Source organism: Streptomyces zhihengii, assembly GCF_016919245.1.
GTDB classification, from domain to species: domain Bacteria; phylum Actinomycetota; class Actinomycetes; order Streptomycetales; family Streptomycetaceae; genus Streptomyces; species Streptomyces zhihengii.
This window is the reverse complement of record NZ_JAFEJA010000002.1, coordinates 1,875,046-1,896,613: the sequence shown is the minus strand read 5'-3', so window position 1 is coordinate 1,896,613 and position 21,568 is coordinate 1,875,046. Positions and strand designations below refer to the sequence as shown.

The following is a 21,568-nucleotide window of genomic DNA, read 5'->3' as shown; positions in this document are numbered from 1 at the left end:
GTGCTCGAACTCATCCGCTCCCAGAGCCAGACCCGGCGCCGCGCTCTGCGCACAACGACGGCCACCGCGTCCGGCCTGTATCCGGCCGTCGGCGCACCGTCCTCCGACCCACGCGGCGTCATCATCGGAAGAGAGATCTACTCCGGGAAGGCATACATCTACGACCCGTTCGTCCTCTACGACCCCAGCGCCCGCGAGCGCCTGCCCAGCGGTCACGTGCTGGTGCTGGGCAAGTCCGGCTTCGGCAAATCCAGCCTCGAAAAGTGCTACGTGCTGCGGCAGCTCCGCTTCCGGGACCGGTCCTTTTGCATCCTGGACGCCCAGGGCGAGGACGGCGTCGGCGAATGGGATTCCATCGCGCGCGCCCTCGGCGTCACGCCGGTCCGCCTGATCTACGGGGGCGAGGAAGGAGAGGGCGTCCGCCTCAACCCCCTGGACCCGCGGATCCCCTCCCAGTACCAGTTCAAGATCCTCTGCTCGATGGTGGAAATCATCGCAGGCCCCCTCACCTCCGAGAGCGAGTTCGCGCTCTCCAACGCCCACACCTCGGCCCAGGGCCGTGCCGGACGCGAGAACCGGGTGGCGGTACTGTCGGACATCCACGACGACCTGACGAACCCGGAACCCGCGATGCTCGGCAAGCGCCAGGTCGGCGCGGAGCAGATGGTGGCCTGGGGGCAGCCGGCCAGCCTCGCCATGGACCAGCTCTGCAGCCAGACCCGCGACCTGGCGGGCCTGTTCAACGGCCCCACCACCCCGGGCATCGACCTGGACGCACGACTGATCGTCTTCGACCTCACCCGCCTCCCCCGCGAGGGCGAGGCCATGCCCCTGCTGATGAGCGTCATCGGCCCCTGGCTGCGCTACGCCTGGATCCAGACCGGCGACAGCACCAAGCGCACCCTGATCGTCGAAGAGGCATGGCACATCCTCAGCCACCGCCCCGTGGCCCGGCTCTTCGAAGAGTTCGTCCGCTACGGGCGCCGGCTGGGGCTGTCCTTCTGGGCCATCCTGCACCACCTCGGCGACCTGATGGTCGATGAGGCCCCAGAGGCCGCAGCCATCCTGAAACTCACCGCCACCCGCGTGCTCTACCACATGGACAAGGCCGAGGCCGACGTGACAGCCGACTACCTCCAGCTGCCCGACTGGGCCCGCGAGGCACTCATGGACGGCGCCAGCCGGTGCTCCCCCGGCCGCGCCGTCTGGCAGGTCGGCAACCGCATGCACCTCGTCGAGCACATCCGCAGCCACACAGAGAACGCGCTGACCAACACCAACCGCAAGATGACCGAGGTCGCCGCGAACACCCAGACACCCGATGCGCCGCTCATGACCATGCGAAAGGGCGCCACCTGATGCCAACACTCCACCCGCGCCCGACCCTCCCGCGACGGGAAGCGCCCCCTCGGCCGGCCTGGCGAAGCGCCCCAGGAGGTGTCCGGTAATGGCCAAGGTCGTCACACCACACTCAGGCAGCCGCCTCCACCTCTACAAAGACGCCTGGTGGATCGCACTGTGCATAGCCGCGGTCGCGCTCACCGTCTGGGCATGGATCGCGGCGCTCCTTTCCGGGTTCCTCGCCCACAGCTCCGTGGCCCTCATCTCCTGGAACGAGACGGCCGCCGCGATCCCGCACCTGCTCACGGCCCCGCACCGGCCTCAGGACGCTTTTCCGACCGAGGCAGGTGTCGGCGGACCGTTCGCCTTCTATCCGCCCTTCCTCGTCATCGCCTTCCTCACCAGCTGGGGCGCCCGGGCCGGATGGCGCCGGTGGAGCAGCATGCGCGTCGAAGGCACCGACGGTCTGGCCACCCGTGCGCAGCTGGAAGAAGCGATGGGCGAGAGCAAGGCCCTCTCACGGCTGGGAGCCCTCCGCCCCAGCCTCACCGCAACGCGCCCGCTGCCGCATAAGGCACCCGGTGCACGAAGCCTGCTCCCCCGGAAGGGCGGCACCCTCAAGCCCCAGGTCACGGACGTGCCCGTGAGTGAGGTCGCCGTCTTCTGCGGGACTGCGATCCCGACAGGCGTGGGGCTGTACATCCCCTTCGAGGAAACCGTCCTCATCGTTGCACCGCCACGAGAGGGCAAGACCTCGCAGCTGATCATGCCGTGGATTCTCGACTTCCCCGGCTCCGTCCTGGCCACGTCCTCCAAGACGGACGTCCTCTACGCGACGGCAAAGTCCCGTGAGAAGCACGGCCCCGTCATGGTCCTGGACCCCACAGGCCTCTCGAACTGGCCCCTTCAGCTCCAGTGGAGCCTTGTCGACGGCTGCGAGGACTTCACCGTGGCCCGGAGAAGGGCCGAGACCCTCACCGGCACCGCGAAGAGCGACGAGGGAACGAAAAACGGCGGTTACTTCGTGATGAACGCCCAGCTGCTGATGACCTGCTGGCTTCACGCGGCCGCTGTCGAAGGCCTCAGTGCCATGGACATCCTCCGGTGGGCCACCGCCCCCACAGAGCGGCAGCCGGTCGACATCCTGGCCTCCCACGGCCAGGAGAACCTCGCCCGCGCCCTGGCAGCCCAGCACGCGGCCGCGCCGGAAGAGCGCTCGGCAAGCTGGCGCACCGCAGAGCAGAGCATCCTGGCGCTGTACGACACCAAAGTCGCGGCCATCTTCGGCAACTCGGCCCGCGACGAGAAGAACTTCAGCATCGCGACATGGCTCACCGAAGGCGGAACCGTGTTCCTCATCGGTGAGGAAGACGAAGGCAGCTCGCTGGCACCGATCCTGGCCGCCTTCTCCAGAGCCATCCTGGACACCGCCAAAGTGATTGCCGCACGGATGCCGAACGGCCGGCTCGATCCCCCGCTGGGCGTGCTCGGCGACGAACTCGCCAACGTCGCGCCGCTCCCCCAGATCCCGTCACTGATGTCCGTATCCGGGTCGCAGAACATCTTCATGGTGGCCGTACTGCAGAACTTGGCCCAGGCGCACGAGCGATGGGGCGACCTGGGCGTACGCAAAATGTTCGCGGCCGCCACCATCAAGGTGATCTTGGGTGGCGTCTCCGATGAACAGGAGCTCAAGACCTACAGCGCGTTGGCCGGCGAGTTCGAAGAGGACACAGAGTCGGTGTCGGACAGCGGCGACAGCACCTCCGTAAGCATCTCCACACGACGCAGGGCGGTCCTGGAGCCCGGCGACATCCGCCAGATCAAGGAGCGCGAAGGACTGGTCGTGCACCGGCGTACCCCCGTAACGCGAGTGCGCTTCGAGCGCATCCACGAAGGCCCGCGTGCCAAGGAGATCGCCGAGGCAACAAAGGCAGCACTGAAGAAGGTGAACAACCATGCGAGCTGAACCCGCCAGCACGCCCTACAACGCGCGGCGCGGCCGCGCCGAGTCAGCGAGCCACTGGCAGCCTCCAAGGGATCTGGCGTGGTCCACACATTCTGCCCACAGGCGACCGCACCGGCTGTCGCCCACACTGCGCGTTGCCCGTGCGCGGCACTCACGCAAGAAGGTGACCGATGCCTGATCCGCTCGCTCCGCTGTTCGAGGCGCTGGAGTCCATCAACAACGAACTCACCGCCTTCGCCGCTCGGCTCGCCCGCCTCGAGAACTCGGGATCGATCCCTGGCGGGTCCAGGAAAGACGGCGGTGACGCTGCAGGTGCAGTTGAGGGCCACCGGGTCGCCGGCGCCCCGGTGGTGTGGCACCGCATCGAAGACGAGGAGGTTCGGGCCGCCCTGTGGGCGGAGTTCACCTCCTGGGTGATCCAGATGGCCGACACCTACGAGCTCACCACGGAGCAGCTGCCTCACTCCTGCTGGTGGGAGCACGGTTCCGTGGTCGCCGAGCTGACCGCACTGTGGACGGGGTGGGAGTCCTCGTACGGCAACGAGGAGGACGCGGCGGCTGGACCGTACCTGTGGCACGACGCCTGGTCTCGGGCGGTGGAGCGGATCGGCCGCATGTGGCTCGGCGAGTGCACCAACGGGTACCACCAGCAGAAGTCCCGCACCATGTGGGGGACGGATCCTGCGTACCGCCAGAAGGTACTGCAAGCAGGTGCCCCCGGCGGCAGATCAGCTCCGGTACCGAAGGCCGCCTAGAGTCAATACCGGCAATGCAGGTGCGTTTCAGGCGTCTGCCGGTTGGGTTGGTGGGTGGTGCCAGCGTGACTCCGCGACGATATCGGCACTCACGCTGTCGATCGCACCGGCACCGACGTTGGTGTGCTGATCGTGGACGAGACCGGCTTCCTGAAACAGGGCCGGGCGTCAGCAGGCGTCCAGCGGCAGTACACCGGCACCGCAGGTCGCATCGAAACGGCCTCAAGGCCCTTTCATTGGGAACACCCCGGGCTGACCAATTAAAGATGGCGGCGAGGTGACATGCGGCGAGTCAGGTAGCTGTGGGAGCCATCGGAGCCGGGCAACTGCACGGCGGCCAAGGCATACCATCGCGGCCCCGCCGCGGAGTCGCGCTCGTCCCTTGGGCGGTGGCCGGGGAGACCGCCACTGGCGCGAACGGCGATCAGATTGTCACGGGGGCGCAGGCGGAGCCTGGGTGCAGGTGTCTGAGGTGACGGTCCGTGCGGGCGGCTCGTCCGGGCCGGAGTTGCTCCCCGGCTACCAGACGGATGGAAATGTAACAGGCGTTGGTCTAGACCTTGACAGGTCCAGACCATTGGATTTGAGTCTGGGCGAATCGACCACCCTCTCTCGAAGGAGTGATCACTTGTCCAGACAACGAGTATCGGCGTTCCTCGCGGCGCTGGCCGTCGCTGTGGGACTCGCTGTGATGGGTCCTATGACGGGCACCGCGTCGGCTGCCACCTGCGCGGCGGGCTGGAGCTCGACGGCCGTCTACACGGGAGGTATGACGGCTTCGCACGGCGGTCGAAACTGGCAGGCCAAGTGGTGGACGCAGGGCGAGACGCCGTCGACTACCGGGTCCGGGGTGTGGGCGGACCAGGGCTCGTGCACCGGCGGCTCCGGCGGCGGCGACGGCGGAACCACCGGCTGCGACCACCCCGCCTGGGTCGCCGGCCGCGCCTACACCGCCGGTGACATCGTGAAGTACACCAATGGCAACTACTACAAGGCCTCCCACGACAACCCGGGCTACGACCCGGTGATCAGCACCTGGTACTGGGCCCCCTACACCTGCACCGGTGGCGGCGGCGGGAACCCCGACCCCTCGGGCTTCGTGGTCTCCGAGGCGCAGTTCAACCAGATGTTCCCGAACCGGAACTCCTTCTACACCTACGCCGGTCTGGTCGCTGCCACCAAGAAGTACCCGGCCTTCGCGGGCACCGGCAGTGACACCGTGAAGAAGCAGGAAGCCGCAGCCTTCCTCGCCAACATCTCCCACGAGACGGGCGGGCTGGTCCACATCGTGGAGCAGAACACCGCCAACTACCCGCACTACTGCGACACAGCCCAGCCCTACGGCTGCCCGGCCGGCCAGGCCGCCTACTACGGCCGCGGGCCGATCCAGCTCTCCTGGAACTTCAACTACAAGGCCGCCGGCGACGCCCTCGGCATCGACCTCCTCAACAACCCTTGGCGCGTCGAGCAGGACCCGGCCGTCGCCATGATGACCGGTCTCTGGTACTGGAACACCCAGAACGGGCCCGGCACGATGACCGCCCACAACGCCATGGTCAACGGCGCCGGCTTCGGCCAGACCATTTGGGCGATCAACGGCTCCCTGGAGTGCAACGGCCGCAACCCGGCCCAGGTACAGAGTCGCGTCTCCAAGTACCAGCAGTTCACCCAGATCCTCGGCGTTCCCACCGGCGCCAATCTCACCTGCTGATCAGCTGTCCTCCCTGCGCTCACCCGGTCCGCGCGCGCCCACGAAATCGCGCGCGGACCGCCCTTGCGCACTCATCCCCGGCGCGAGGGCGTCGACTTGATTCGGGGCACCGGTTGCAGAAGCAGTCCGGCCAGCAGAAGGTCCATCATCACGGAATCCCCGGCATGCGTGGAGAGCATCGCCACAAGAGCGTCGGCGAACCCTTCGCTTCACCTCTGCTCGCGCAGAGGGGCACCCGCGCAAAAGAGGGGCACAGTCGTAGGAGTCGCGGTGACCTAGTTGTCGCAGCCGTACCGGACGACCAGCGCCGGGGAGCGGATCCGCGGACTCGTCCTTCGGTGTCGGTCACCACCACCCGAAGGCGAAGCAGGCCAGTGCTGGACCGACGACCACCGACACGAGTCCGCACCTCAGGAGCTGCCGGAAGAGCGGCTCACGGTCCTCGGGCTCGGCGGCGCCGAGAATCAGCCCACCGGTGATGCCCAGTGGATTGATGTCGACCAGGATAGAGGCGAGCGCGACCGCGAGGACCGCACCGACTGGTGAAGCATCGGCGACCACCGCAGGGATCAGCGGAACAGTCGTCGCGAAGACGGCGATGGAACTCGCGGCGAAGGATGTCACTCCGGCGATGTAGCAGAGCACCAGCAGGCTCAGCATCGGTGAGCCGTCGATCCGCAGCAGCTCACTGATCCGGGTGAAGGCGCCCAGCTCCTGCATCAACCCGACGTAGGTGAGGAGCCCGCCGATGAGCAGAACAATGTTCCACGGGATGCGCGAGATGATCTCGTTCGGATCCAGCCGGAGCACCAATTGCTGGACGACCGCCGCGGAGAGTCCCAGGTAGCCGATGTTGATGTCGAAACCGACTGACAGCACCACGACTACGAGCAGGGATCCGAGGGTGAGGACGCGGGTAGGAACCGGTGATCTGTATCCGGTCGCCCGGCTGTCCGCCGGATCTGTCGGGGCGTCGATGAGGGCGGGACCGCTCCCGGTCGGCGTCAGTCGGCCGCGTGGCATCGCCCCAGTGCGCAGTCCCGCCACGAGGCATCCGGCGCAGATGACGAGGCCCACCAGCAGCCCGCCGAGGAAGAAGGTGACCGGGGCGGAGCCGGGCAGGCTGAGCCCCATCTTCTCGCCCAGACGGTTGGCGCTCGTGCCGTAGACAGCGAGGGGCGAGAGCAGCCCGCTGATGATGCCGGTGATGCCCAGCACGGCCGCGATGAACGGAGGTATCCCGTACCGCTTGGCGAGCCCCAGCGCGATGGGAGCGACGATGGCGGTGGCCGCGGCAGGCAGGGTACCGATCGCGGTCAGAACAGCACCGATCAGGAACGGGACCAGGGCGACCAGCAACGCCCGGCCGCCCACCAGGCGGAGCATCCCATCGAGCAGCCAGTCGAGCGTTCCGTTGATCTGCGCGACCGCGAAAAGTGCCGTGATCCCGACGAGCAGGACGAAGAAGTCGCCGGGGAAGAAGGCCGTCACCTCGTCAGCGGTGCGGTCCGCGGCGAGCCCTACGAAGAAGGCGGCCGGCAGCGCCGTGAGGCCGATGTTGAACCTCGGAACGGCGGTCGCCGCGAAGAGAGCGACGAGAACGATGATGGAGACGTCGGCCATGGACATCGGTGGCTCCTGACTCAGATGACGCCGCGGCCGGCGAGGTCGTCGATGGCGGACGGGGACAGACCGAGCTCGGCGAGCACTGCGTGGGTGTGCTCGCCCAGACGCGGTGCGCTGCTGCCGAGCGTCTGGTCGAAGCCCGAGAACCGTCCGGCGGAGCCCTGCACCAGGCGGGTGCGCCCGTCGTGCTCGTCGGTCACCTCCACCACCGATCCGCGCGCTTTCACGTGAGGGTCGGCGCAGATGTCGGCGGCAGAGTTCACCGGCCCGCAGGCCACCCCTGCCTCTTCCAGCAGCTCGGTCAGCGGTGCGAGGTCGTGGTCGGCTACGAACGCGGCGACCCGGCCCTCGATCTCCGTACGGTGGGCGATCCGGGACGTCATCGTGTCGTACGCCGCGAGGTCCGGCGCGTCCATCGCGACGACGAGCCGCCGCCACATCTGCTCGGTCGACGCCGGCAGCGCCAGCCAGCGGCCGTCGCGGGTGCGGTAGAGGTTGTTCGGGCTGATGTGCGGATTCTCGTTGCCCTGGCGCTCGCGGGCCTTTCCGGTCGCGCCGTAGTCGACGATGAAGTCCTCCATCATCCGCAGCAGCGGCTCGTACAGGCCGATGTCGGCCAGCTGGGGTTCGCCGGTCAGATCGCGCTGGCGGAGCGCGAGCATCGCCGCGAAGGCCGCGTAGATGCCGGTGACCCCGTCCGCGACCGGATAGCCGGCGAACACCGGAGGACCGTCCGGGAAGCCCGTGCGATGGGTCAGCCCCGCGAAGGCCTCGGCGACGCGGGCGAATCCCGGGCGCTCGGCGTACGGGCCGGTACGCCCGTACGCGCTCACGTGCACCATGACCAGGTCGGGCCGGTGCGCGACGAGGTCCTCGAAGTCGATGGAGAACCGGCGCAGGGTGGCCGGCCGGAAGTTGGTGACCACCACGTCGGCCGTCGAGGCGAGCCGCCCCACCAGGGCCGACGCCTCGGGGTGGTGCAGGTCGACCGTGACGCTCGACTTGTTGCGCCCGACCACCGCCCAGCCGGCTGACACGCCGTCCTCCAGCGGCGGGTAGCTGCGGGCCGGATCCCCGGTCCCGGGCTGTTCGATCTTGATGACCTCGGCACCGAACTCGGCGAGGAGAGAGGAAGCGAGAGGTCCGGCGAGGACGGTCGAGATGTCCAGGACACGCACGCCATCGAGAGGTCCGGGCATGGAAAATCCTTTCACGGGCGATCGGCATCACGTCTGCACGTGACCCGCGTCACGATGTCGCGGGCCCTCCCGCTACGGGAAGACGCGAGCCTCTGGCTCCGGTGATAGACAGAGGCTCTAACCTGGCCCGATGCGAGTGGAACGTGCCCGGTACTTCCTCGCCGCACTGCGCACCGGATCCCTGCGGTCCGCAGCGGCAGACTGCGGCGTGAGCCAGCCCACCATCGGACAACAACTCACGGTGCTGGAAGTAGAGTTGGATGTCGTCCTGCTGACCCGCAGCCCGGGAGGCGTACGTGCGACACCTGCCGGAGAAGCCCTGATCGCCCCGTTCACTCGACTTGTCGCCGCCGAGGACGCCGTGCGTGAAGCCGCACTGGCCACCAACGGGACGTACCAGGGCCGGGTGTCCATCGGCGGTGGATCGGTGACCGTCGAGACCGTCGTCGCCCCGGTCGTGGGGCGGTTGCTCGCGGAGCATCCGGGACTGCGGTTCTCCGTGAGGGAGGGCCCGTCGGGCGACATCGAACGCTCGGTGCTCAGCGGGGACATTGGACCTCGGTGTGGTCACCACGCCCGACGAACCACCACCGGGCGGACTCGTCCGCCGCCCACTGATGACGGCACCGCTCGGCGTCCACACTCCGCCGGACCACCCGCTCACCCGGCGCCCTAAGGTCACCTGGAGCGATCTGCGTGACTGGCCGATCGTCACCATGAGGCCGGGCACCGTCCTGCACCAGCGGCTCAGCCGCCACCTGCCGGACGGCCTGGTGACGGTCGAGGCGATGTCGGCTCGGACGGTGCAGACCATGGTCGCGCAGGGGGCCGGAGTCGGGCTGCTCGCCCGCTTCGACACCCGCAGGCCCGAGGCCGGACTGACGTGGCTGCCGCTGGCGGACGCCCAGCCGGTCGAGATCAGCCTGGTTCAGCGCGCGGACAGTCAGCCGTCCCGGTCCGCCATCGTCGTACGGCGGCTCATCACCGTCCGAGCGGAGGAACTCTCGGCGCAGACCCGCCCGGCCTGAAAGGAGCGCCCGTCGTCCGTACGCCTGACGGCTGATGTGCTTGTTCGGGATCACCTCCTACACCGCGAGCCTCTACGGCCGCACCGCCCACCCCGAGCTCTTCACCATCGACCCGGCGCAGGCGTGAGGGAAGCACCGCCATCCCGGGAACCGCCGGCCCGGCTACACCTGTCGGCCCAGGAAATTGAGCAGCCTGGTCTGGGCGTCCGCATCGGCAGCCGGAGAGACCTTGGCGCCGAATGCCTTCGGCATCCGGATGTCCCCAACTTCCGGCTGCAGAATCTCAGTCGCCACGGCCACGGCTCCGGGATCCAGGACCTCGTTCTGGCCGGTCGCCCGCGCCAGGTCCCATCCGTGGATCAAGGTATCGGCGCAGGCCATCCGCCTCACGAATTCCTCGAACGTGATGGAACCGAACTCCTCTTCCAGAAGGACATGAGCCTTCACCGGATCACGCAGGGCGGCTTTGACCTCCTCAGAGGCCGCATCCCATGCCTGAGGCAGGTCCTCGCTCCGGGCAGGCGCGGAATAGCCCGATCTGTCCAGCCCGGCGATGGCCCGCCTGTGATTGGAGACCACGTGGGCCGCGACGTCCCAGGCCGTCCATCCGGGACACGGCGACGGATCCTCCCACCTATCCGGTGGGCAATTGCGGATCAATTCGCTAAAACGGTCAGCGATCCGCCCGTAAAGCTCCGGCACTGAAGACGCCACGGCGCCCCTCCTCTGCTGACCAGCCCAGCGACACGGCCATCCACCCGGAGGCACGGCCTGATTCACGCGTCACCAGCCGATGGCGCTTATGCCTCCACCGGCGTCCAGCCTTCCACAAAAGGTGCAGAGATGAGCGAACCGCAAACAGGGCACTGATCTCACGAACCCGCGTGCCCTATCCCTGAGCAACCCCTCCATAGCAGCAGGTTCCCCACAAGCTACCTCTGAGAATCCGCGAACCCGCTGGGTTCGATCCGCGAGGGCTGAGCGACTTCTTCGCACCGGGCGACGAGCCACGCTCTTCGCCGGTGGGGCCTTCGATGCGGTGCACGGGCACACCTGACGGGCCCCCAGCCGCCTCCAGCAACATCAGTCGTGCGGGCAATCACATGCAGCGCACTCGGGATTTCTAGGCCGCTGCGTGCTGCCGGCTGTCTACCGGATCCCGCGGTGCGAATACCTGTGCAGCTCTGCGTAGTGTTGATCACGGCAGTGAGACGGGGTTGCGGCGTGAGCCTCGTCCTGGGACTGCCGCGACTGGGATGCACGATGCACCAAAGCGGTCCTCTGCCTGCGGCGTTCCTCCTCCTGCTCTCGAAGTTCCCGCAATCGGTCGGTGTGCTCTTGGCTCTCCATGACTTCTCCTCTTGAGTAGTTGCGACCTCGGCGTCAGCGGAAGCCGGCGCTGATTGCCCGCCGGGTCTGCCGCGCATTCTGCTGGGCTTCGTCGACCGCCAAAGGGGTCTTGCTGGCGACGGACTTCGGCGGGCTGTGAGCAGCAGCTCGAGACTGCATCCCGTCTGTGAGGGCTCGGCTCGCCTGGAGAATCTGCTCCTGGCTGCCTTCCAGGAGCCGTGTCAGGTCTTCCCCCGCCGGGGGCCGAGCAATGGGGTCGCGAGGGGTCGCGAGGTTGCCGGAGTGCGGCCGCTCTACGCTCCGGTCTCGACGGGGCAACGCCGTCGGCGCCTGCTGCTCGCCGTCAGTGCGCCGTGGCTTGGCAGCCTGGGAGATGCTCGCGAGAACGGCATCGACTCCTTCCTGCGTGAAGGTGGGCTCCCAAGCTCCATCGGCGCCCTGGACGAGAAGCTTGCGTTCCTGCAGGGCATCCATCAGCGCCTGTCCCTCGTCAGGTGTCACGCCCAGGGTGTTCACAAAGAGCTGAGCAGAAGCGAAACGATTGGCAGCAGCGGAGACGGCTGCTCTCTTCAGCTGGTCGTCAGCAACCTGGATGACTTCGTCGTCCTGGGGCGTGGCTGATGGAGGTGGCTCGGTCGCTGGCGACTGTGCGGGCGCCTGCGGGGGGACGACCGGGCTGGGCTCGGGCCCTGTCAGGGCTGCTGGCAACTGGGCCGGGGTGGTCGCGAGCAGTTGGCGGGGCTCGAGCCCGTTGGGGGGACCTACGACGTCGAGGTTCTGCAGCTCGTGGAGAATTCGCTCGGCCTCGGCGTGGGTGAGGTTGAGCTCCGGAGCGCTGCTCAGCGCGAGGGGGGACACAACGGTCTCCCCTGCCACCAGGTGTAGTGCAGCCATCCGAAGCTGGGAGGACGTAACGGCGGTCTGCGTTGCCTCGGGGGTGAGCGTGTCCGGGCCGGCTATCTCCTTGGCAAGGCTGTCCTTGACCTGGTTGAAGAAGCTCGCGTCGCGGTGATAGGGATCGCGTTCGACACGACGCCGTAGAGCCTCAATGAGCTCGAGGCGGGCTGCCACGGGGTCATCCGCTCGCAGTCCGGCAACGTAGGGACTGGGTGGGAAGACCGGCTGTGTGCCCCATTCGAACCTGCCCATGTCGGCCGCCAGTTCCCTCTGGACGAGAAGGAACCGCATCTGCAGGTCGCTGCGGTCTTCAGAGCGGAGGTACTGGGCTTTGAGCTCGTCGATGACAGTTCGGTTCTCGTCGAGGAGTGCGTCCAGGTAGCGGTCGGGTGGGTCGACTTCGTAGTGCCCGAACTCCCGGTACTCATCAGGCTCGATGGCGCCGCGGATACGTTCGAGGCGCTGCTCGGCGTAGTGGAATATGGTCGCGGCGATGATGCGGCGGCCGGCGCTCTGCCATCCGAGATGGTCGTAGCGCTTCATCAGCCTGCGGGCGATCCCTGAGATCATCTCGTAGCCGCGGATCTGCAAGGACTCGATCATGCCGTGGAGGCGAATGTCGAGGACTGCCCGTTGCCCGACACGTCGCGCACGGGCGCTGATGTCACTCAGGGCGGCACCGAGCTCGGCGGCCTCGGCGAGGCCGCGGTCGTACAGGGCGCCGAGGCTGAGGGCACTGTCCATGGCAGGGTCGTCGGGGTCGTCGAGTTGGGGGTCGGTCGGTGGTTCCGGCCGTGCGGCCTCGGCTCGTTGGACCTCTCGGTTGAGTTGGTAGGCGTGGGCGAGCAGCAGGCGGGGGGTGTCGTGCTTCTGGCTGTCGTCGATACCGGATGCCTGGGCCGCGTGTTCTTCCGCCGCTCGGGTCAGGTTGCGCATGGCCGTGGCACCGGGGGTCGTGGACTGGTTCCAGGTGTCGAGGTAGCTGCCGATCTGGGCTGCGTGCCGGGCGATCAGGCTGGCGGCGAGTGAGGTGATGCGAGCGGCCTGCACGGCTGCTTGCGGGGTGCGCTCCGCCCGTGCGTTGAGTTCGTGCAGGGCTTCGGACGCACGCTGGTGGATCTCGTTGATGGTGCTCCAGCCGGGCTGGTGGAAGAAGTAGGCCTGGGCCGCGTTCGCGCCGGCCATGGCGGTCGCGAGACCGGCAAGGTCCCGGGGGCCGACAGGGGGTGGCTCCTCGAGGGCGCTGGCGCGGCGCAGGCCAATCCCGAGGTTGTGCAGGCGGGCGTGTCGCTCGAATTCCGCTTCTGTCTCCGCCGCGGTGGCTCCCTGAGGGATGGTGAGTCGGAGCATGTCTGGAGTGGTCTGGGAGAAGGCTGGAGTTGTCATCGGGTCTCCGCGTCAGAGCTGGCTCGGGCTGAGCTGGGTCGTCTGCCTGGTGCTGAGCGCGTTGGCCTGGGCCTCGTGGCGCGCACGGGGCCGGCTCGCCGGGGCAGCCTGGTCGGTCAGGTCGTCCGGCTGGCCCGCGGTTCGCGCAGCTTGCTCGGCAAGAAACTTGGTGACGACCCCGTCGATGTCTGCCCTGCGGTCGTTGAGGTCTGTCGTGCTGGCTTCCTGTGCCTCCATGGGGGGTGTGCTCGGCAGCGGCACTGCCGCAGACGGACGGGATGCGACAGGGCGGTGCGGTCGGGTCAGAAGGGCGTCGATGTCGCCGCTGTCGGCCAGGACGGTTCGCGTTGCGTCCGGCCTGTAGGGGCCGAGGACCTGCTGTGCCTCCAGCCGGTCGAGGAGGCGATCGGCCCGCTCTGCCGAGACGCCCATGGCACGCCGCAGCGTCAGCGGGGAAGCCTCCCGGCGGGCCGTGACGACCAGCGCCGCCTGGCGAAGCTGCTCAGGGGGTGCGGGGCCTTCCGGGTCGGGGCCGGCGGGGACGCCGCCGATCAAACGTTGCTGGTAAGCCCAGGCCACTCCGGTGAGCAGGTCTGCGGTGGGGTTCCAGGGGTCGCTCATCTCCCCGGTGTGGGGGTCGACGTCGCGTTCCTCGGCTACTCGGTTGCGGAGGCGGGTGATCAGCAGGTCGTGACCGGTAACGGGGTTGGGGATGGGTGGCGCACCGGCGATCAGTCCGTTGTCGGGCAGGAAGTTCGTCGAGGGTGCCTGGCCGGTAATCTGTTCGTACCGTGCGCGCCATCGGGCCCGGTTGATGATCCACTGCTCCTGCAGTTCGCCGATGGCGTGCATCGTGGTCCCGGGTGTGGCCATGCGGCGTTCCAGGTCGCGCTCGGTGTGGCTGAGGTCCTGCAAGCGGCGGTCGGCGCGGACGGCTCTCTCCGCCTGGGGCTGGCCGTTCTGTCCTCGCAGGCGAACTACGGCGCGTTCCAGCCGGTCTGCCAGCCCGCTCAAGCGGATCTTGTCCGCCACGGTCGCGAGTCCTTCCAGGGCACGCACCAGGCTGGTCTTGACCCGCCCCATGAGCCGCGCGCCATCGGATCCGCGCAGCCTGCGGGCCGCCGGCACGCAGGAGTCCATCTGAGCGACGAGGTCGGTGATCCGTTCATAGACCGTTCCGGGCAGGCCGATGGAGAAGGGACGCAGGACCGCCATGGCTTCGTGTGCGCTGTGGTGGGCGAGGGTGAGGTCGGCTGCGACCGGCGGTTCCGCCGCCGTCGGTTCGCTGAAGGGGAGGTCGGCCGCTTCCTGACGGAGCTGCCTCAAGACGTCCGCTTCCTGGGCAAGGCCCTCGCTGACGTCATCCCAGCTGGGCTGGGCTACGACGGGTATCTGCGCCCACCTGCCGTCGTTGCCCAGCGCCCAGGTGTGACCGCCGGTCGCCAGGTGGTCCAAGGCCAAGTCCGGATACCCGGCGGTGTAGACGTCTACGGCCTGTCGGGCGCGGCGCCGCGTCTCGCGGGTGCGGCCTTCGGCTGATGCGGCGATGGTGTCGAGGAGGGCGGCGAAACCGGCGGCGTTCGGGGTGTGCGGGAGGGAGCGGGGCAGGATCGTGCGCACGGCTTCGCGCCAGGTGCGGCTCAGCGGCGCGCCGATGCCACCGGCGGCGACTGCGGCGCGCCATTCGACAGCGGCAAGGAATTCCGTCGGGGTCATGGCCGTGAAGCGGCCGTAGGACAGGCGCACGGAGTCGCTGCCGAGCCACACCACGATGCTGGGGTCTTCGGTCCGCTGGTCGGCGCCTGACGTGGCCAGGGGAACCCCGTGCAGGCTGCCGAGAGGCAGCGGCTTGGCGAGGTGTCCCGGGCTCTCGTCCTCGGTCGCGTGGTGGCCGAGGCGGTCGTAGACGGCTACGTGGAGGCTGTAGGCGGCGGCGGTGCGGTCGGTGGTCTCGGTCAGGGTGGCGGAGGGTTCGGGGCCCTGGAGGCTCATGGTGAATGCTGCGGGCCCAACAGTCCGCGTGGCGGAAGCGGGTACGGCGGCGGCGGGCCTGTTGGTGCCGGCAGGCCACTGGCCGGTCCCGGTTGCTCCGGCGGTCGAGGCCGAGCCGCGGGCCGTCGGTGTGGTCGGCTGGTGTAGGGCGGAGAGGATGGCGGAGCTGCGCGACAGGACGTACTGGTCGTCCGCGAAGTAGGCGTCGGGGTCGGCGGCCAGCAGGTCGAGTGCCTGCTCGTAGACGGCGTTGTGGTGGTCGTCGTCGTGGGTGCCGGGGCCGAGCAGGACGGCGGTGGCAATCAGGTGACCGGGCAGTTGCCAAGACTGATGAAGCCGTTTCGCCCAGGTGAGAGCTGCCCGCTGGAGTTCGTGGTCATCTCGAGGCGCGCGGTGCTGCGCATCGGCGTGGATGAGGTGGGCCGCCAAGGCGGCTGCCGCACGACTGCGGGCGTTGAAGGCGCCTGCCGCGAACGTGTGATGGGCGCGTTCCGTGGCGTCGGCGAAGTCCATCAGCTGGGCTTCGACAGCCGCATCGAGGAGAGGCTGCCGCTGTTCCAGAGCGCGGAGGACCGGCTCGGCCCCGCCGGTGCCAGCCATGACACCCGCTTCCCACAGATCGGCGGCGTCCTTCGCGTCCGCGGCCCGAGTAACCTCGGTCGTTCCCGGCGTCGTCAGCAGGAGGTCCCAGTTGTTGAGGAGGACGCGCTGGCCGGAGGCGTCGTTGTCGCTGAACAGCAGGTGAGTGTGCGGCGTCCCGTCCTGGATTCCGCGCAGAGCGCTCAGCTGGGCCTCGGTCAGGGCGGTACCCATGGGTGCGCCGGCGACAGGCCGCTGCTCCAGCGGGCGGGTTTCGGCCGCTCGCGCCGTCGCGATGACGTCCAGGTAGCCCTCCACGCCGACCCGCGGTCCGATGCTCGCCTGAAGTGCCTCCGCTTGGGCCGGGTGGTAGAGGCCGAACACGAGCTCGCCCTTGTGGAAGATCGCGGTCTCCCGGGTGTTGAGGTACTTCGGGCCGCCTCGGTCCCTGGACTGGCTTTCGGTCTCGCCGGGCCGGTCGATACGGCGGCCGCCGAACCCGACGATCTCCCCAACCTGGTTATGGATGGGAAACATGATCCGGTCGGCGAACGCGTCGTAGAGGGTCTCTTTGCTTGAGCGTTTGGCCAGCCCGGACTCTACGATGTCGTCCTCGGAGAATCCGGCGCGCAACAGCTCCCGTGCCAATACGTCCCACCGGCCGGCGTTCCGGTCCGACGGCGCATACCCGACACCCCACGTTGCCTGAATCTCAGGAGGGAGCTGCCGTCCCTGAATTCCAGCGGCCACGTCGCCTTCATGCAGGTAGGTCCGGGCGAGCTCGGCGTTCGGGTCCGTCCGCAGGCGGGCGGCGAAGATCCGTGCGGCTTCCGCGGTGACGGCGATCAGCCGTGCGCGCGGTACAGCCGCGTCGACGGCGCTGGTGGCGGAGCCATTCGCGGGCAGGAGGGTCTGGCCCGTGTGCGCATGCTGCACCTCGACACGAAGCCGGTCCAGGCTTCGGTCGGGCTGGCGCGTTATCGCGGCGTGCAGGGCCTGCTCCAAGCCCGCCGACAGGTAGTGGTCTCGGCCGGAATCACCGGTTGCCTCCACGGTGACGAGCACATGGTCGGGCGCCGCCATCGTTGCGGTGACTTCCCGGCTGGAGCCCAGGGACGCGAGCGCCTGGCGGGCGAGGCCGGCAAGCCGGTCGGCGGCTCCGAGCTCCTCCTGCCGCACCGGAACAGCCGCCGGGGCGGCAACCGCAGGAGGCCGTGGGACAGCGACCGGAGCCCGTGGGGCGGTGATGAGCTGGTGCTCGTCACCCTCGGCAGAGCGAGCGACCGAACGCGTGACTGTCGTCGGACCGCCAGCTACGCGGGCCATCGACTGTGGCCGACGCGACGGATCAGGGTCAGGCTCAGACGTGGTCATCGGCGCTGTGCCTTTCCCGGACAGTGGCAGGGACCCGGCGGCGGGCATCAGCTCGACCGGCGTCTGGGCAGACTCCGGCTGAACAGCGTCGGCGGCCGGCGACATGGGATCCGGGGGGACGCTGGACAGAGGCGCCGGGGTTTCTGCAGCCACCGGCCCAGGCGCCTCCTGAACGCCTCCCATGCCCTGCTCGTAGTCGAGCAGCGGCCTGGCGCCATCGTCGTCAGCGGCCATCCACACGGTCATCGCGGCCATGAACCGGGCGGGCTCCAACGCCGCGAGCTCCTCGGCCGAGATGTGCACGGTACGTGCGTCAGCGCCCGTGCTTTGGCCGAGCAGCAGAGCCCTCAGTCCGGGGAGCGTTGCGTCAGCTGGTTCGGTGACCATCACGTAGACGGGTCGGCCGTCGAGGTAGGCGAGCTCGCCGCTCGTTCCAGGCGGGGAGCGGACCAGCTCCACCGCGCGCGCATGCAGGTGCGGTGCTGCTTCGGCGTGGCTGAAGAACACACCTGCTCCGGCGGGAAGCTCGAGCGCTGGCAGACCCACCTCGTCGCCTTCATCCACAGTCACGTCCTCCTCCACCGTCTCTGCTCCCACCTCCCCTGTGTCCGCGGGTCCCGTGGACTGCTCCTTGATCTGGTCGGCGCGGTGTTCGAGGTACTGCCCAACCTCCATCTCCCCGGCGGCAGTGGCCTGCCTGAAGCCGATGAACTGACCTTCGAAGGCGACGACGTGCAGCTCTCGAAGGCGAGCGAGGTCCGTGGTCCGGGTCGCCTGACCCACGACGATCTTGGACATGGTCAGCTGAGTGCACCGGATGTGGTGCCGAAGTTGCTCGGCCAAGGCAGCGTGCGCCTCTCCACGCCCCTCTGCGGAGCGGGCTGCGACATCGAGAGCCAAGAGCGCAGTCAGCGCAGGGAGTGCCACTCCCCTGGTGGTGAGCAGTGCGTCTGCCGCCGCTGCTGCTGCGGCTTCCTCGGTGAGCCAGTCCCTGTGCTCGTCAAGGGAGGCAAGGAGTGCCTCGTACGCTCCCTCGTAGACCGCCTGGTTGGCGTACGCCCCGACTTCGCCAAGAGACCGCACTACCGCATCCGCGTCGAGAGGGCCGGCGTCCGCCTGCTCAGCCGCCTCCGGTGCCGTCAGCTCTGCTGCTGAGCCCTCGACGCTGTCCGTCTGGACGGCATGGGGCGGTGAGGGCTTGGCCGCTGCTGCAGGTTCCCCGATGGGGCTCTGCCGATCCTCATCACCTGTCGGCGCTGCCGCCTCCCGCGAGGTGTCGTCCCTCACGGGCTCAGGACCACCGGGCGCTTCAGGGCGCGCCTCATCGCGCTGCACTCCCACGTCGTCTTGGGCTTCGAATCCTGATCGGGATGGGGCTTGAGCCTGCCGGCGAGAACCAGGCGTGGTTACGGCAGGAGGGAGACTGGTGCCGTCGAACCGAGCGCTCTCTTCGACGGCATCTCCTCCCGGGGAGGCGGTCCCCAGGTCGTCACGAGCGGCTGGCGCGGCCGGCTGCGCCATCGGAGTCTCAACAGGGCCCTCGGGCCCGTTCTGCGGCGCGGTGTAGGTTCCTTCTCCGACTCGCTCTCCATCAGGCTCCACCAGGTCGAAGAGTGCTTCAGGGTCCTTCCCACTGGGTGCGGCTACGTCCGGCGTTGCAGTCTCCGCCGAGCTGAGGTGCCCGACGGTGACTGCCCTGTCGGCATCCGTGTCAGGGCTGACGTCCCGTTCGGGATCATCCGCCAGGACTTCGGGGGAAGAGACGGCAGCGGTCGGCTTCGCCGCCTGATGGGCGGAGTGGTCGCGCACGAGAGCCAGCATCTGCGGCCACTTTCTCTCGTATCGCTCGGTGGTGACTCCCACCAGCTGTCCCTCGTGGCGTACCTCGAGACTGCCCGCACGAGTCGCTGCCTCGTAGCGGACCTCATAGACGTCGCCTTCACCACTCGTGAGCTCCCAGGACCCGTCCGGCCGGTACACGAGGTACTCGTCTTTTCCCACAGCGGGCAGAAGCCAAAGGCCGGAGGCGTAGTAGTCCTGTTGTGCCTCGGCGCGGTGGTTGCCCGTCTGCGCCCGTGTCCAGTGCGCGGAGATGTACTCGGCCGCCCCTTTCAGTGTGGTGGCCAATCCCAGTGCCCAGACCTGTCCCTCCTCGTCCTGGCCGTCGGCGAACCCATGGGCGTAGTGGACGCGGTAGGTCGTGTGGTCCGGGATGCCGTTTCTGACTTTGCCCTGGCAGTCCCCGGTAACGGAGTACGTGCCCTCGTGGCCTCCGGCGACCGTGGCCGTCCATGTGTAGGAGAACTGGTGGAAGCGGCCGGCTGGGACGGGATCCTGTGTGAGGGTCACATCGGAGGAGCCGCCGAGCGGGTCGGGCGCAACAGACGGATGCGTCCCAGGAAGTGTCACCGGCATCGTCTTCGCAGTTGAGGGCGCTGCGGGAGGACGGGGAGCTTCGCTGGGCTGCTCGGGAGCAGCGGGTGCCGGTGCGCTCGTCGCCGACTGCGAATCGGCAGCGGGCACTTCCGGCCTCCCATCTCGGGTCGGCTCGGCGCTCTCCGAGAGGAGAGCGCGTTGACCGTCTTCCCGGGGAGAGGTGAGCGCTGCTGTCTCCTCTGTGCGGGGCGGCACATCTGCGCCGGGCCAGTGCGCGACGTACTGGTCGATTCGCTCGGAGAGGCGACGGATCCACGTGTTCGCCTCCTCTGCCCGAGGGTCACCCTCGATCGAGGCGGCGTACCGTTCCGCGAGCGCGCGGGCGGCCCTGAGGTCCGTGGCGGCTCCACCACGGTCCTGGCCCACCTTCTGCTCGGCTGCGGTCAGTCGGTTGCCGATCCCGGCCAGGTCCCTCGGTTTGATGCCGGGCTTCCACAGACGCGTCACCACCGCATCAAGGTCTCTGTAGGCAACGACGGCGAGCGCGAAGACTGCGTCGGCGTGCTCGGACTCGGACAGGCGTTGCGGTCGCCGATCCTCGGGCCACCTCATCGCCCACCGCTCCAGAGGGGGCAGCCTTCGTGCCACGCCTTTGTTCTCGTCGCTGCTACGCCAAGGCCGCCGTGACGCCTTCAACCGCGCCTCGTAGGCCGCGGTGTCATCCGCGTGGAGGCCGTCGGGGTACAGGTCCGCAAGGAACAGGGCCTGATCGCCCTGAACCGTGGGACGAACCTCGCCCTCAGAGGACTCACCCCCGGGCAGCGTCAGGAAGGAAGCCTCCTTGAGGAGCTGCACTCGCGCATTGCTTACTCGTCTGCCGGCCCCGCCCCCTGTTGGGCGCTGCCGGAAGACTCCGTCGCCGTCCACGATGAGCCGGCCGTCGACTGCTATGCGCATGACGTCGGCAAGCTGGCGAGACCACCCGAGCGGTGGCACGACCATGCTCGCGTGGACCCTGACGAGCTCCAGCCTCTCGCGGTTGTCGGCGTCCATCCCGGTCTCGGCCCGGAGCTCGGTCTCGACGCGGACGTCGATGTCAGCCCGAAGAGCCGTCATGTCGCCGGCAACGCGGACGGCCTCCCAAAGTTCTTTGCTGCCGCCGCCTTCGCTGTCCCACACCTCGACTGCGCCAGGATCGGTGAAGGCCGCGGCGCTCGGAGACTTGTCGCGGCGGTCTCGCGCCTGGTGCTCCGCTTTGGATTCATCAGCATTCTGTGCAGCCGGTGCCGGATCCCCGCGAGCATCGCCGTCCGTGCCATCCGGTCGGCCATTCATCGGGGCACGGCGCGCCTCCCCCGGCCGCCAGGAACGAGTAGCGGTCGCTTGCACCTCCTGAGGTGCGGCAGCGTCATCTGCCGGATGTCCTTCCGGGCCGGCGAGAACGCGCGCAGCCACTTGCGGTCGCTGTGGCTTGGCCTTCCCGGGCAAGCCAAGGCCAGACGGGAGACCGGCTGCTGCCCTCCACGCAGCGGGAATCGACTCGAATGCTGCTGGGGCCTCCTCCTCCCATGCCTGAACCAGCTGCAGCTCCTGAGCACCTTCTGCTGCTGGGACCTCGCGGAAGCCGTCCGCAGTCCGCACCGACGGGAGGCTGCCCGTCTGAGCGGCAGACCCCGGCAGTCCCGAGGGGAGTCGGTCGAATCCGGTCCACGGAAGAGTTGCCTCGGCGAGGGCCGGAGGAGCTTCCTCTGCGTTCCATGCAGAGGCCCACTGCGCCGGCTGCGTCTCGCTGCCTGCCTCGCGCCCGCTGCGGCCTGCGGCATCTGCAGGGGCGGCCTCCGACTCCGCGCCTCCGCTCTCCAGGACGGTGCCCGGCGTCCGGGGCGTGTCGACCGGGCCGAGGGCCGACGGCAGGCCGTCAGCCACCCAGCCGCCGATCGTTTCCTCCGGTGATGCGGACGGCGCTTCATTCGGGGTGAACGTGG

At 68.6% G+C, this 21,568-nt stretch carries 11 protein-coding genes and 1 pseudogene; 7 read left to right on the top strand and 5 right to left on the bottom strand.

The annotated features are described in order from the left end of the window. The 5 genes and pseudogenes from JE024_RS35785 (at position 1) to JE024_RS35765 (ending at position 5,776) form a co-directional block, all read left to right on the top strand. On the top strand, positions 1 to 1,359 hold the full coding sequence (locus tag JE024_RS35785) for a putative type IV secretion/conjugal transfer ATPase (RefSeq protein WP_205378009.1): 1,359 nt from the start codon (positions 1 to 3) through the stop codon (positions 1,357 to 1,359). An 88-nt stretch (positions 1,360 to 1,447) separates the two neighbouring features. Continuing rightward, complete coding sequence (locus tag JE024_RS35780) at positions 1,448 to 3,310, top strand: type IV secretory system conjugative DNA transfer family protein (RefSeq protein ID WP_205378008.1); 1,863 nt, start codon at positions 1,448 to 1,450, stop codon at positions 3,308 to 3,310. Positions 3,311 to 3,480: 170 nt separating this feature from the next. After that, on the top strand, positions 3,481 to 4,065 hold the full coding sequence (locus JE024_RS35775; RefSeq protein ID WP_205378007.1) for a hypothetical protein: 585 nt from the start codon (positions 3,481 to 3,483) through the stop codon (positions 4,063 to 4,065). Positions 4,066 to 4,167: 102 nt separating this feature from the next. Further along, a pseudogene (locus JE024_RS42430) lies at positions 4,168 to 4,329 on the top strand (transposase); the annotation flags it as partial. Positions 4,330 to 4,756: 427 nt separating this feature from the next. Next, positions 4,757 to 5,776: a glycoside hydrolase family 19 protein gene (locus tag JE024_RS35765; protein WP_205378547.1), complete on the top strand. Its 1,020-nt coding sequence runs from the start codon at positions 4,757 to 4,759 to the stop codon at positions 5,774 to 5,776. Between the two features lie 345 nt (positions 5,777 to 6,121). Here the strand turns inward: JE024_RS35765 and JE024_RS35760 are convergent, their stop codons facing one another. Both JE024_RS35760 and JE024_RS35755 read right to left on the bottom strand, forming a co-directional pair. Next, on the bottom strand, positions 6,122 to 7,405 hold the full coding sequence (locus JE024_RS35760; RefSeq protein WP_205378006.1) for an SLC13 family permease: 1,284 nt from the start codon (positions 7,403 to 7,405) through the stop codon (positions 6,122 to 6,124). A gap of 14 nt (positions 7,406 to 7,419) precedes the next feature. After that, positions 7,420 to 8,601, bottom strand: coding sequence for a CaiB/BaiF CoA transferase family protein (locus tag JE024_RS35755; protein ID WP_205378005.1), 1,182 nt, complete (start codon positions 8,599 to 8,601; stop codon positions 7,420 to 7,422). A gap of 130 nt (positions 8,602 to 8,731) precedes the next feature. Between JE024_RS35755 and JE024_RS42425 the strand changes: the two genes are divergently transcribed. Together JE024_RS42425 and JE024_RS35745 are read left to right on the top strand one after the other, a co-directional pair. Further along, entirely contained in the window at positions 8,732 to 9,277 is a 546-nt protein-coding gene (locus JE024_RS42425) for a LysR family transcriptional regulator (protein WP_205378004.1), read from the top strand. Continuing rightward, positions 9,165 to 9,629 carry a LysR substrate-binding domain-containing protein gene (locus JE024_RS35745; protein WP_205378003.1) on the top strand — a complete coding sequence of 155 codons (465 nt, stop codon included), beginning with the start codon at positions 9,165 to 9,167 and terminating at the stop codon, positions 9,627 to 9,629. The genes JE024_RS42425 and JE024_RS35745 overlap by 113 nt, the downstream gene beginning before the upstream one ends. Positions 9,630 to 9,791: 162 nt before the next feature. Here JE024_RS35745 and JE024_RS35740 read toward each other — a convergent pair whose 3' ends face one another. From JE024_RS35740 to JE024_RS35730, 3 genes are all read right to left on the bottom strand, one after another. After that, a complete protein-coding gene (locus JE024_RS35740) occupies positions 9,792 to 10,343 on the bottom strand; it encodes a TIGR03086 family metal-binding protein (protein WP_244883427.1) in 552 nt (183 codons plus the stop codon). 669 nt (positions 10,344 to 11,012) lie between these two features. Next, positions 11,013 to 13,226, bottom strand: coding sequence for a hypothetical protein (locus tag JE024_RS35735; protein ID WP_205378002.1), 2,214 nt, complete (start codon positions 13,224 to 13,226; stop codon positions 11,013 to 11,015). A gap of 48 nt (positions 13,227 to 13,274) precedes the next feature. Next, positions 13,275 to 20,918, bottom strand: coding sequence for a DNA primase (locus JE024_RS35730; RefSeq protein ID WP_205378001.1), 7,644 nt, complete (start codon positions 20,916 to 20,918; stop codon positions 13,275 to 13,277). Positions 20,919 to 21,568 lie beyond the last annotated feature (650 nt).

Excerpts from the sequence above, each read along its gene's own strand:
- JE024_RS35755 (WP_205378005.1), bottom strand. The coding sequence starts at position 8,601 with ATGCCCGGACCTCTCGATGGCGTGCGTGTCCTGGACATCTCGACCGTC.
- JE024_RS42425 (WP_205378004.1), top strand. The coding sequence starts at position 8,732 with ATGCGAGTGGAACGTGCCCGGTACTTCCTCGCCGCACTGCGCACCGGA.
- JE024_RS35735 (WP_205378002.1), bottom strand. The coding sequence starts at position 13,226 with ATGCTCCGACTCACCATCCCTCAGGGAGCCACCGCGGCGGAGACAGAA.
- JE024_RS35760 (WP_205378006.1), bottom strand. The coding sequence starts at position 7,405 with ATGTCCATGGCCGACGTCTCCATCATCGTTCTCGTCGCTCTCTTCGCG.
- JE024_RS35765 (WP_205378547.1), top strand. The coding sequence starts at position 4,757 with ATGGGTCCTATGACGGGCACCGCGTCGGCTGCCACCTGCGCGGCGGGC.
- JE024_RS35730 (WP_205378001.1), bottom strand. The coding sequence starts at position 20,918 with ATGAATGGCCGACCGGATGGCACGGACGGCGATGCTCGCGGGGATCCG.
- JE024_RS35780 (WP_205378008.1), top strand. The coding sequence starts at position 1,448 with ATGGCCAAGGTCGTCACACCACACTCAGGCAGCCGCCTCCACCTCTAC.
- JE024_RS35775 (WP_205378007.1), top strand. The coding sequence starts at position 3,481 with ATGCCTGATCCGCTCGCTCCGCTGTTCGAGGCGCTGGAGTCCATCAAC.